Origin of the sequence: Clostridium sp. DL-VIII (assembly GCF_000230835.1) — a bacterium.
Taxonomy (GTDB): domain Bacteria; phylum Bacillota; class Clostridia; order Clostridiales; family Clostridiaceae; genus Clostridium.
Map to the genome: position 1 here is coordinate 5442086 of NZ_CM001240.1, position 13391 is coordinate 5455476.

Annotated in this window: 8 protein-coding genes; 2 read left to right on the forward strand and 6 right to left on the reverse strand. The window is 29.9% G+C overall.

What is annotated here, in order from left to right:
* Positions 1 to 833: 833 nt before the first annotated feature.
* From CDLVIII_RS24925 to CDLVIII_RS24935, 3 genes are read right to left on the reverse strand one after another with little or no spacing between them, the layout of a single operon-like run.
* Complete coding sequence (locus CDLVIII_RS24925) at positions 834 to 2141, reverse strand: response regulator (RefSeq protein WP_009172260.1); 1308 nt, start codon at positions 2139 to 2141, stop codon at positions 834 to 836.
* Positions 2119 to 3624, reverse strand: coding sequence for a sensor histidine kinase (locus CDLVIII_RS24930; RefSeq protein WP_242835799.1), 1506 nt, complete (start codon positions 3622 to 3624; stop codon positions 2119 to 2121). Before CDLVIII_RS24930 ends, CDLVIII_RS24925 begins: the two co-directional genes overlap by 23 nt.
* Positions 3605 to 4585, reverse strand: a complete 981-nt coding sequence (locus CDLVIII_RS24935) for a substrate-binding domain-containing protein (protein WP_009172262.1) — start codon at positions 4583 to 4585, stop codon at positions 3605 to 3607. Before CDLVIII_RS24935 ends, CDLVIII_RS24930 begins: the two co-directional genes overlap by 20 nt.
* 350 nt (positions 4586 to 4935) lie before the next feature.
* Between CDLVIII_RS24935 and CDLVIII_RS24940 the strand changes: the two genes are divergently transcribed.
* On the forward strand, positions 4936 to 5364 hold the full coding sequence (locus CDLVIII_RS24940; protein WP_009172263.1) for a hypothetical protein: 429 nt from the start codon (positions 4936 to 4938) through the stop codon (positions 5362 to 5364).
* 113 nt (positions 5365 to 5477) lie between these two features.
* Here the strand turns inward: CDLVIII_RS24940 and CDLVIII_RS24945 are convergent, their stop codons facing one another.
* Positions 5478 to 6929 carry an MDR family MFS transporter gene (locus CDLVIII_RS24945; protein ID WP_009172264.1) on the reverse strand — a complete coding sequence of 484 codons (1452 nt, stop codon included), beginning with the start codon at positions 6927 to 6929 and terminating at the stop codon, positions 5478 to 5480.
* A gap of 284 nt (positions 6930 to 7213) precedes the next feature.
* On the opposite strand from CDLVIII_RS24945, the gene nifJ reads away from it, so the two are divergent.
* The gene (gene nifJ, locus CDLVIII_RS24950; protein ID WP_009172265.1) at positions 7214 to 10741 is read left to right on the forward strand and encodes a pyruvate:ferredoxin (flavodoxin) oxidoreductase; all 3528 of its coding nucleotides are present in this window, start codon (positions 7214 to 7216) and stop codon (positions 10739 to 10741) included.
* A gap of 40 nt (positions 10742 to 10781) precedes the next feature.
* On the opposite strand, the gene CDLVIII_RS30270 is transcribed toward nifJ, so the two are convergent.
* Both CDLVIII_RS30270 and CDLVIII_RS24955 read right to left on the reverse strand, forming a co-directional pair.
* Positions 10782 to 10946: a DUF3787 domain-containing protein gene (locus CDLVIII_RS30270; RefSeq protein ID WP_009172266.1), complete on the reverse strand. Its 165-nt coding sequence runs from the start codon at positions 10944 to 10946 to the stop codon at positions 10782 to 10784.
* Between the two features lie 207 nt (positions 10947 to 11153).
* Positions 11154 to 13175, reverse strand: coding sequence for a Na+/H+ antiporter (locus CDLVIII_RS24955; RefSeq protein WP_009172267.1), 2022 nt, complete (start codon positions 13173 to 13175; stop codon positions 11154 to 11156).
* Between the last annotated feature and the right edge of the window lie 216 nt (positions 13176 to 13391).

The window sequence follows — 13391 nt, forward strand, 5'->3', positions numbered from 1 at the left end:
CTTTCATCAAGTTGTTATGCAATATCAATGTTTTTCAGATTCCCTTTATGCACAATCAAAAATAACAAACGTTTTCAATGAATAAGCAATGTTTTCCTAACTATGCTATTAAAATTAAATTTCATTAATATATTGTTGAGAAACCATTATTATAAATTATAACTTATTTACTTTTCCTTAATCAACATTGTTATTAAAATTATTCATCTTAATTTAGTGATATTTCCAGGTATACCCTTCTCAATAATTTCTATCTGATAATGAAATCATTAAGAATGCTATTACAAAAATCACGTTGGGATAACCTTTATTCTCCCCTTAATAAAAGTTATCCTAACGTGATTTAATATAGTAAAATTTTGCTCTAATTTAATAAAATTCCAGTGATTAGACACAAAACATTAACTTTATAGATATGCAACATATGAACTAGACTTATCTCTAGAATTATTATTTATAATTGCTGAACTTTTGTGTGTCTTTATACCAGAAATTACATACATATTTGTGAAATAGGCATTTGAAATTGAGCTGCTCTAAAGTTATTAAGTAGTGAACCAAAATCTATGATTTTGTGTGAATCACTTAAGCAGACATCTCAAATCTATGATTTGATGATGGTCGCTTACTCTGTGAGCACTCAGCGAACGAAAGTGAGTCGAGTTTCCTCTATAGGTTGTTCCATTTGCTGCTTGTCATCAACTTGTTTGAGGAACATGCAGAAATGGGTGCAACCTTTCACTTAGAACTTTCCAGTGAAAATTTCATAAGTCCTATGGAATAAATATGTATGTAATTTCGGTTAATCACAACATAAGTTCAAAATTGGATATCTATGCTTTAAAATTAACTGGACTTATTCCTTCATACTTTTTAAATACTTTACTAAAATAATTGGGATCATTATATCCTACTTTGTAGCAGACTTCTTTGATACTCAGCTCTCCACTCGAAAGTAATTCTTTAGCTATATCTATTCTGCATTTATTCACATATTCCGAAAAATTAATTCCCGTTACCTCCTTGAAGGTTCTGCTAAAATAATACACGCTTAAGCCAAAATTATTAGCAACCCTTTCGAGTTCTAGTTCTGTTTCAATATTTTCTTTAATAAAATTTTTTACATTTTCAAATAGTTTCGTTTTCACCTTATTATTAATATTCTTACTTCGATTTGTTTTTATCTCATTAAGCATGTCACTGACCAATTTATCATCTATATCATCTATGTGAATTATATTTACACTATCTGAATTGTAAACCAAAGATTTCATAGCTTGTCTATAAGATTCTATCATTTCTTCTACTGAATTAACTATTTTCCCCAGTCCTGCTCTTATTGAAACGTTGAATCTCTTTTTTATTTCTCTTCTTAAATTAAAAGCAAGATTGACTTCTAGATTCTTAAAATCCTTACTATCCTCATTATCAATTTGTATAAAATATGTCAATTCTTCATAGAACACATAATTTCCTATGCATTTATATCTTCTATTAACATACTCTTTAATATATTCTCCTATCTTCATCTTTATTTTGTCTTTTTCAGCACTGTTAATATCACCATATTCATATTTATTTTTTAGTGATATGACCATTGCATAACTGTTTTTGAAATTCATATTTAAACACTGCAAATACATGCTATAATCTACACCTTTAATTTTATCATTTATTATTAAATCGCTTAGCTGATTTTCAAGAACAGGCAATAAAGTATATATCTTCTCCTTATCCTCAATTTCACTTTTCCTTTTATCTTGTTCCTTTTTAACCCACTTAACTCCAAGAGAAACTTTTTCAACTATTTCTTCTTTTGCAAATGGCTTTAACAAATATTCTTTAACATTTATCTTCACAGCTTCTAATGCAAAATCAAAATAATCATAGGCCGTTAAAATTATGCTATAAAGATTTGGCAGACTGGCACTTATTTCCTTTAATGCCTGTATTCCATCTATTCCTGGCATTTTTATATCTATTATTATTATATCTGGCTTAACACTTTCCGATATTTCAATTGCTTCTCTTCCATTTTTAGCTTCATATATTTCGAGTTCTTCTGAAAACCTATCTTTTATTATATATTTTAATGTTTCTCTATCATACTTCTCATCATCAGCAAGTAATAATTTCATCATTACTTTCATCCCCCATTATAGGTATTTTTAAATAAACCCTTGTCCCTTTACCTTCTTCACTTTCTATTTTAAACATATTTCCTTTGTTATATAAATATCTAAGTCTCTTTTCAACTATATTTATTCCAAGACCAGTTGTATGTCCGATATGTTTTAAATCATAATTGTAATTATTAATCTTCTCTAATATTTCCTTCTTAATTCCAATGCCATTGTCTTCAATTATAATATTACAATTTCCATTTTCATCATTTATATTTATATCTATATACCCGCCTTCTTCTTTAGCTTCAATTCCGTGAATAAAGGCATTTTCAACTAATGGTTGTATTGTCATTCCAGGAACCATCACTTTTTTTATATCCATATTAACATTTAATTTAAATTTAATTCTGTCATCAAATCTACACTCTTGAATGTAGATATAATCTTTTACAATATTTATTTCTTCCTCCAATGATGAATTTGCATTCATGCTCCTTAGTGAATATCTTAAAATGTTAGACACTGATTTTATTAGCTTACTTGTTGTTACTGCATTTTCCATCATTGCTGTGGCATTAATACAATTTAAGGTATTAAATAAGAAATGTGGATTAATTTGAGATTGCAGTACCTTTAAATCAAATTCTTTTAGAGCATTTTCATATTGAAGATTTTTCATCTCTTCTTCTTTTAATTTTTTTTCCAAAGTTAGCTTTTCGTTAATTGATTTTATAAGATTTTTTATATCTTTTACCATAGTATTAAAAGTATCTGTAAGCACATCCAATTCATATATGTCAGTTTTATTTCCATCATAGTATTCAAATTGACCTTTAGATACTTTATTGGACGTCTCTACAATCCCCTTTAAGCCTTTTGATATATTTTTTATAAAGATTAGGGCATATATTACGCACATAGTTAAAATTAATATTACATAAACACTTAAAAATCCATATATTAAACTACTTTTTCTATTTAATTCTTTATAAGCTATGCTATTAGTTTCCAAATAATTCTGCATTAATTTCGATGCATATTCTTCAGAATATGACGCAATGTTTTTAGCCGCTATAAAATCATCATAATAAAAAATATATCCTTCCTTATTTTCATAGGCATAAATTGTCTTTTGTGAATCTTCTGCGTAAGAATCCAAGGTATTATTTAAATCCCTTAAGATATACTGACTGGTATCATCAGAATTAATTTTTAAAGTCTTTATTTTTTGTTTTGCCTGGAATATTTCATTTTCATAACTTTTCTTACTACTTTCCGTACCATTTAATATATATTGATTGAAATTATCTAAAGAATCATTTATATTTTCCTTAATTTCATTAGTCACAAGCATATTATTGAGCATGCTTACATATTCATCCTCAATATTTTTACTCATTGCCAAAGATATGATGTTACAGATTCCTATTGGAATAATTAAGCATATGACAAACATAATAAACTTGTTATTTAAGGTTTTAATTTTCAAAATTATCATCTCCCTGCTTATAAGTACCTATATTAGTTTTATTAACTAACTGTACATCAGTTAATGATTCTGAATAATTATTAGTTTTTCCTTCAATTCTATCCATTATGATATTGACTGCTCTATACCCCATCTCATTGCTCTTTTGTACTACTGTTGATGCTACCAATCCATTTTGTATATTCTTTAACGTTTCATCCAGATCATCAAAACATATTATTTTCACCTTACCTTTATCATTTAAATCGTTTACTGCCTTTGCAGCTCCTATTCCATCAAGGGCTGAAGTACAGAATAATGCATCAATTTTATTATTTCTATTTAATATTTTCCTAGTTATTATTTCAGCTTCCAAAAGCATTGCATCTGAAGAATCCACATCCACGATTTTTAAATTAGAATTAGAAGTTATATATTCTTTAAATCCCTCCACTCTTTCCTTTTGATTTTTAACATCCTTTCCTCCCATCACTATAGCTATATTTCCATCTCTTCCTATCTGCCTTACTGCTTCTGCTCCGGCAACTTGTCCCGCTAAAATGTTGTTCGTTCCTACATATGCTAACCTATTGCTATTTTCTTCATCTGAATCTATTGTAACCACTGGTATACCTTTTTCCATAGCTCTATTTATATCCTTTGTATATTTTCCTTCCTCCTGAACATAAGTTATAATTCCGCTAACCTTAGCTGACTCGGCCATCTCAAATAACTTTAATCCTTCCTCTGTGCTTGCAGTCGTAGGTCCTAAAAATTCAACAACTGCTCCCCTCTCCTTAGCCGCTTTTTCTGCACCGGCCTTTATACTTAGCCAATAAGGATTCGTCTTTATATGTGATATCAATACTATTTTAGGCTTTATTGGTTCCTTGCTTGTCTTATTATTATTTAATAAGTATACAAAATATAAATTGCTCACTAGAAAAATTACAACTAAAATAATGCCTACAGTTTTATTAAAATATTTCATTACCACAAGCTCCTCACCTATTGTATTCGATTGCAGAACATTTTAAATTTCTTTTTAAATGTCATTTAATAATGTTATTCTATATTTCTTCTATTACTTAGTCAATATCTTTGTATAGCTTTTCATAAATATATCTTCTATATTATAACTAAATCAGACCATAAATTAATTATCCCAGCGGAGTCTATTTTTAAAAATTTCAAAATTTATAAATATTATATAAAACAAAAATTTAACTTAGGATTTCAACCATTTTACATTTAATTAACTTAATCATTAAACCCTATTAACCTTTGATGTCTATTATTTAATATATAATTTGGAATAATAACCCATACGAGGAGATAGATATGAATATTATAAGTTGTAAAAAAATAATATTTGATATTTTATTAACTTCTTCTTTATTAATAACTACCAGCATGACAGTTTTTGCAGAAACAAATAATAACTTGATAAAAGAGACTAATATAATTCAAGATTTAACCCAAACAAATGAAAATAAAATTGATTCAAGTCTTATTATTACCACTAAAACAAGTAACTTCTCAAATATTAATAATACTTTTCCAATTATAAAGACAGGAATTAATTCTAGCTCAAGTCAAAATGAAGATTCAAAAGAAAACAGTACTGAAAATAAATACACAACCAGTGAATCTAAAGCATCAATAATAAAGATAGTTGCTGGGATTGTTATTTTAATTTTAGCAATGATAAGTATATTGGCATACTTAAACTTAGACAAAAATAAATTTAAGGACTATTTTAAAAAATGAAAAATCACCTTTAGAATTTAGATATATTTTAAGAAATAAATATATTATATATTACTGGCTCAGAATAAAATCCACGACAAACACTAGCATTTAGTATTTGTTGTGGATTTGTACTATTTCTGCCCTTTTACTATTTTAGGCATTACTATTGATAATATCAGCGATAATATACCTATTACTACTAGTATTATAAAAAGAATATGTATAGAACTATTTAAAGACAACTTTATCTGTTCACTTGTTACAGTGAGGTTAGATGCAGAGGAATTATATAAATTACTTGGCTCTACACCTTTTATTCCAATCTGAGTAAAATATTTAACTATATATAAGTTAAATATGCTTCCAAATACACTTACTCCTATTGTTTGTCCTAATGTTCTAAGCAACGAATTAGTAGCCGTTGCAGCACCTCTTTTACTATAATCTACTGATTCTTGAACAATTATAGTCAATGTTGTAAATGCGCCTCCAAATCCAAAACCCATTATAGCAACATATAATAATACTAATATTAATTGAGAATTTATGTTTAATGTTGGCAATAGTGCTGTACCAATAATCAAAATAACATTGGATATGATTATTACGGACTTTGCTCCAATCTTCACTATACATTTTCCTAAAAATACTGAGGCTAAGAGCCAGGCAACTGACATTGGTGCTAAAGCTAGGCCTGATATTTTAGCACTAAAACCTAATATGTTTTGTATATATATTGGTAAATAAACATTTGACCCAATTAATACAGCAGAAGCTAAAAAACTTACTAGATTTACCATTGTACTTGTCTTTGTGAATATATCAAATGGAATTATTGGCTCTTTTGCTTTTCTTTCTATTTTATAGAATGCTATTAAAAATATAATTGTCAGAAGCACCGATATTCCAACAAACATACTATCATTAGAACTTATGTCATCAGTTGATACAAAAATATTTAAAAATATAATCATAGCTATTGATAAAGTAATAATTCCTGGATAATCTATTTTGTGTTTTGTCTTTTTTAAGTCTTCTTGTAAATTTCTTTGAATAAGTATAACTGATAATATTCCAAAAGGAATATTTATAAAAAATATCCAATGCCAAGACAGCACGTCAATTAAAACTCCTCCAAAAAATGGTCCTATAAGACTTGCAATTCCCCATACTGTACCTATAAGTCCTTGAATTTTAGGCCTTTCTTCCAGCTCAAAAACATCTCCTACAATTGTATATGTAACTGTAAATATTGAACCTGCACCTATTCCCTGAATTGCACGGAATATGATTAACATGTACATATTCTGCGATAAGCCGCACATGAAACTTCCTACTAAAAATATTATTATTCCTATTGAAAGTATATTTTTTCTTCCATATAAGTCCGCTAGTTTACCATATATAGGTGTTGAAATTGCAGAGGTTAATAAATATACTGAAAAAACTGAACTAATAATTTCAAATCCCTGCAAATCTTTTACTATAGTTGGGATAGCTGTTGTGACAACTGTTCCCTCAACTGCTGCTAGAAACATTGCTACCATTAATGCTATTACTATATTCCTTTTTCGCGACTCCATTATTTAAATCACTTCCTTTGTTTTAATTTCTTGATCATATCTATTTAATCAGATTTTATAATTATATCTATAGTAAACTTTTTGTGCAACACAAACTTGCCCTTCGCAAATTTAATAAATGGAAGTTAAATTATTAAGCATCTTTAAAATTATTTATAGTTAAACATTGTTTGTTAAATGTAATTTTAATTAAGTATACTTTTTCTCAGTTTTCAAATAATAAATGAGATAAAAAAATTCAGATAATTTATGTACAATATATGATATAAGGAGGATTAATTATAATGCAAAAGGTTACTAAAACAATGGATGGAAACCAAGCTGCAGCATATGCTTCTTATAATTTTACAGAAGTTGCTGCGATATATCCTATAACTCCCTCCACTCCTATGGCCGAAGGAGTAGATGAATGGTCTGCCCATGGAAAGAAAAATATGTTTAATCAGCCAGTTAAGGTAGCTGAGATGCAATCCGAAGCTGGTGCTGCTGGGGCAGTACATGGCTCACTTCAAGGTGGCGCCTTAACTACTACATATACGGCTTCTCAAGGTTTGCTGCTCATGATACCTAATATGTATAAGATAGCAGGAGAGCTTTTACCTGGAGTATTTCATGTAAGTGCCCGTGCACTAGCAACTCATGCCTTATCAATATTTGGCGATCATCAAGATGTTATGGCCTGCAGACAAACAGGCTTTGCTATGCTTGCATCTTCAAATGTTCAGGAGGTAATGGATTTAGCCTGCATTGCTCACTTAAGTGCTATAAAAGGCCGAGTACCATTTTTACATTTCTTTGATGGTTTTAGAACATCTCATGAATATCAAAAAATTGAAGTTCCTGATTTTGATAAAATAACAGATCTTGTAGATAGAAATGCTTTAAAAGCTTTTAGAGATAGAGCACTAAATCCCGAACATCCTGTAGTCAGAGGTACAGCACAAAATCCTGATATATATTTTCAAGGAAGAGAAGCACAAAACCCATTCTTTAATGCTGTTCCTGATATAGTTGAAGATTATATGAAAGAAATTAAAAATATTACTGGAAGGGAATATCATCCCTTTGATTACCATGGAGATCCACAAGCTGAAAACATCATAGTAGCCATAGGTTCTGCCTGTGATACCATAAGTGAAACTATAGATTACCTAGTGAAAAAAGGCGAGAAAGTAGGTATGATAAAGGTTCATTTATACAGACCATTCTGCGAGAAATATTTTTTCAATGTTCTTCCTAAGTCTGTGAAGAAAATCGCAGTATTAGATAGGACCAAAGAACCTGGTGCTCCTGCCGAGCCGCTATATTTAGATGTAACTAAACTTTTCTATAATCAAGAAAATAAGCTGCTTATAGTTGGTGGAAGATATGGCTTGGCCTCTAAAGATACAAGACCATCTCAGATTATTTCAGTCTTTAATAATTTAAAAGCTGATAAACCAAAAGACCACTTCACTGTAGGAATAGTAGATGATATAACTAATACTTCTTTGCCTGAAGGAGATATAATAGACACTACACCAGAAGGAACTATAAGCTGTAAATTCTGGGGTTTAGGTTCTGATGGTACAGTTGGAGCAAATAAGAGTGCTATTAAAATAATAGGAGATAACACTGATATGTATGCCCAGGCTTATTTTTCTTATGATAGTAAAAAGTCTGGAGGTACTACTGTATCCCACTTAAGATTTGGAAAAAAACCTATAAAATCTCCTTATTTAGTTTATAATGCCGACTATGTTGCCTGTCATAATAAATCTTTTATCTACAACTTTGATATATTAAAAGGGCTAAAGAAGAACGGCATATTTGTCCTTAACTGTCCATGGAATGAGGATGAACTTGAAGAGAAATTGCCAGCGCTATATAAAAGATATTTAGCAGAAAATAATATAAAATTCTATACAATTGATGCAATTGCTATTGCAGGTGAAATAGGTCTAGGAAACAGAATAAATATGATAATGCAGTCTGCTTTCTTTAAACTTGCGAATGTTATACCTGTAGAAGATGCAGTTAAATATTTAAAAGATTCTATTTCTAATCTTTATGGTAAGAAAGGTGATAAAATAGTTAAAATGAATCACGATGCAGTGGACAGGGGCATAAATTCCCTTCATGAAGTTACCATTCCTGATTCTTGGAGTAGTGCTAAAGATGAAAACAGAACAATAAAGAATGAACCAGACTTTGTTAAAAATATTCAACGCCCTATGGCAAGACTTGAAGGCGATGAACTTCCAACTAGCGCTTTTAAAGGAATGGAAGATGGTACCTTCCCTCTCGGTACTACTGCTCATGAAAAACGTGGTATAGCAGTTAACGTACCTGAATGGCAGACTGATAAATGCATACAGTGTGGTCAATGTGCATATATCTGCCCTCATGCAACCATTCGCCAATTCTTAATTGATGACAATGAAAAGAAAAATTCTCCTGAAGATTTTATTACAAAGCAGGCAGCCGGAAAAGGTTTAGAAAATTATGGATATAGAATTCAAGTAGCTCCATTAGACTGCACAGGCTGTGGTAACTGCGCTGATGTATGTCCTGCTCCTGGCAAAGCTCTTATAATGAAACATGCAGAAGAGCAAATATTAGAGCAGGCGGAAAATTGGGAATATGCTATGACTCTTACTCCTAAGGAAGATTTGATCGACAGAAATACCCTAAAGGGCAGCCAATTAATAAGGCCTCTTTTGGAATTTAATGGTGCATGCCCAGGATGTGGAGAAACTCCATACATAAGGCTTTTAACTCAGCTTTTTGGAGAAAGAATGATCATAGCAAATGCAACTGGATGCTCGTCTATCTGGGGTGCAAGTGCTCCATCAATAGCTTACACTACTAATGCTGAAGGAAGAGGTCCTGCTTGGGCTAATTCATTGTTCGAAGATAATGCTGAATTTGGATATGGTATCTTCCTAGGAGTTAAACAAATTAGAGAAAAGCTTGCTGATTTAATAAATGAAGGATTAGGATCCTCAGACTTTGATGATAACGCTAAAAATATATTTAAGCTATGGCTTGATAATTTCAATAATGGATCTGAATCAAAAACAGCTTCTGCTAAAGTTTTAGAAGTATTAAATGATTCCAAGTATTCTAACAATACAATAGCAAAAGAAATATTAGAAAGAAAAGATTATTTAATTAAAAAATCTCATTGGATAATCGGTGGTGACGGTTGGTCATACGATATTGGTTATGGAGGAGTCGATCAAGTTCTTGCTATGGGTGATGATGTAAATATATTTGTAATGGATACAGAAATTTACTCAAATACTGGAGGCCAGGCTTCAAAATCAACTCAAACAGGTCAAGTTGCTAAGTTTACACCAGCAGGTAAGAAGACCAGAAAGAAAGATTTAGGACTTATGGCTATGAGTTACGGTTACGTATATGTTGCTCAAATAGCAATAGGTGCAAATATGAATCACGCAATTAAAGTAATAGCTGAAGCTGAAAAATATCCTGGACCATCTCTTATAATAGCTTATGCTCCATGTATAAGCCATGGAATAAAGGTTGGTATGGGAAACAGCATAAAGGAAGAAAAGAAAGCTGTTGACTCTGGATACTGGCATCTATATAGATATAATCCACAACTAAAAGATGAAGGTAAAAATCCATTTTTACTTGAATCAAAAGAACCTACCGCTCCATATAAAGACTTCTTAAATGGTGAAATACGTTTTGCATCCCTAATGAACGTCTTTCCTGAAGTTGCAGATAAATTATTTGATGAATCAGAGAAGAATGCAAAAGAAAAATATGATACATATAAACGTATGTCTGATATGAATTATTAATTCAAAATAAAAAATCCCCATTAATTTGGGGATTTTTCATTTACTTTTGATTTGTATCTACATAGTCTTTTGCATTTCCAACTTGTATTTCGCTAGGAATATTTACATTTGAAACTGGCTGTGTATTTTCTTCATTTGCCCAAGCTGCTGCCTCATGTTTTTCTATAGGCATAGCAGCAAATTTTTCTTTAAATTTATTCGTCATATGTAAGCCTCCTTTAATTAGTACATTAATACCTTTTTATGAAATTAGCGTGTTATTTTTTTGATAATACTTCAATAATAGTATTAGCTTAGAAAGAAAAAGTATAACTGTAATACGTTTATTTTATAGATTTAATCTATTAAAATATACTAATTCTAGAATGGCTTATATGTATATCAAATATTATTTTTCTAAAGGATTTACTTTTTATTCAACATGCTTATATAAAACAGCACTTTCAATGTAGTTTAAATATCTTCTTAATTCATTGGATTCCTCTCTATTAATTTTTCCTGACTCATACATATATCGAATCTGAGAGCGTTCTGTGTCCATGGCTTTTATTCTCAATTCTTCTTTTTGTTCCATGCTATTTTCATTATACTTAGCTGTTGCTCCCTTTAGCCTATTAATCATACTCTTGTAATCAAAAATCACTAATTGAATAATATCTGATTCACCATATTTTTTTGAATATTCTTTTAAAACCTCAATAGCTGATTGAACTGCCCTTATTTGTATATCCCTTATTAATTTCAGCTTATCCATTTCAATATTTTTTGCTTTACGATTAATACGATAAAAATGTTTGAACCATCTCATTAATTTTCCTACAAGATACATGGTATCCTGACGTCTACTACACAAAAAACTTTCTTCTCTATGATCAAAAAATCTTTCAAAAAATTTGAATATAGTTTCATTTATTTCATCTTTATTCATGAGTTCATGTATATATTTTCTCTCTGCTTTTAATCCCATTAATCTTAACTCTGTTATTTTTTCTCGGTTATTACCTGCTTCACTTGTCAGCAATTGATTGTTTCTAGATATCCACTTATACTCATTGATTAATTCATATGCTGCAGCTGCATTTTCATCGCTTATTTCAGATTTTATAGTATTAATCGCAGATACTATAAGTTTATTTTTTGCTTTATTTAAATTATCATTAATAAGCTGTTCCTTTTCTTCCTCTTCTCCTTTACTTAAAAACGGTAAAAATACTGTTGCAGATATCAGTGTAAATAATATTACGCCAGCGGTTAAAAATAATATAAGGGATCTTTCTGGAAACACTTCTCCATTCTCTAAGAAGAAGGGAATTGATAAAACACCTGCCATTGTAACTGTACCTCTGACTCCAGTCAAACTAGTTAATAAAGCTATTTTTACACTTGGACCTTCAACATCTTTACTTTTATTTAACCTATATTCATAATATGTAGATAAATAAGACCAAACGAAACGAATTGTCAAAATAACTACTCCTATAGCAATAACATATGCAACAGCCTTTAAGTTTCCTATATTAGGGTCTGATATTGTTTCACTCATTGATAATGGAATATTTAATCCCAATAATAAAAATACAACTCCATTTAAAATAAATAAAACAATGGACCATATATTTTCTGTTATAACCTGTTCTTCAGCTTGCCTAGTTTCTGTTCTCTCCTTTATTAAAGAATGAACAATACCTGCAACAACTACCGCAATAACTCCTGATGCATGTAAAAGCTCTTCTGTAATAATATAAATACCAAATGGTGTTAATATTTGAAACAGAGAATAAAAAATAACATCATTTATGCCCTCTTTACGTAAAGTAAATCTTATTAAGGTTGAAATTAAAGCAAAAACTAAACCTAAAATTGCTCCTGCTAAAAACACATATGAAAAATTTAAAATTGCTCCTCCAAGTGAAAAATGATTAGTCACTACAGCGGCTATTGCATAATTAAAGGCAACTATTCCAGATGCATCATTTATTAAAGATTCTCCTTTAACAAGGTTTAGTACCTTCTCAGGTATATGAATACGCTTTGCGATTCCATTTACTGCTACCGGGTCAGTTGGTGATAAAATAGCTGCTAATGCGAAAGCTGCAGCAAGAGGTATACCTGGTATCATCCAATGAATAAAATATCCTCCTCCAATAGTTGTTAATAAAACTAATATTAAAGAATTGCCGAATATTGACCGCCTCATTTTCCATAATTCATCTCTAGGAAAATATTTTCCATCATTATATAGAATAGGTGCTACAAATAAAAGAAAAAACCATTTCTCTTCTAATTCAAAAGAATTCTGCTTAAAAGCAAATGCTAAAATTATTCCCAATATAATCTGGGTTAAAGCGGCAGGGATTGATGGAATGTAATGACTAATAATATTAGAAATTAGCAAACACCCCATAAGTAACAATACAATCATTAATAAATCCATTTCATCTCTCCTTTCTTAACGGCCTTAGCCTCCATATTATTTAATATTATACACATAATTAAGTATTATATATAGTTTTAAAAAAACTATATCAATATTTTTTATGTAAATATTGTTAATCTTACTTTTTACCTGCATGCCATTTCTTATTGCTAGTATGATTTTATATGTTAATTAAAACAACCTCCTAAAATCTAATTTAGATTTTAAAGAGGT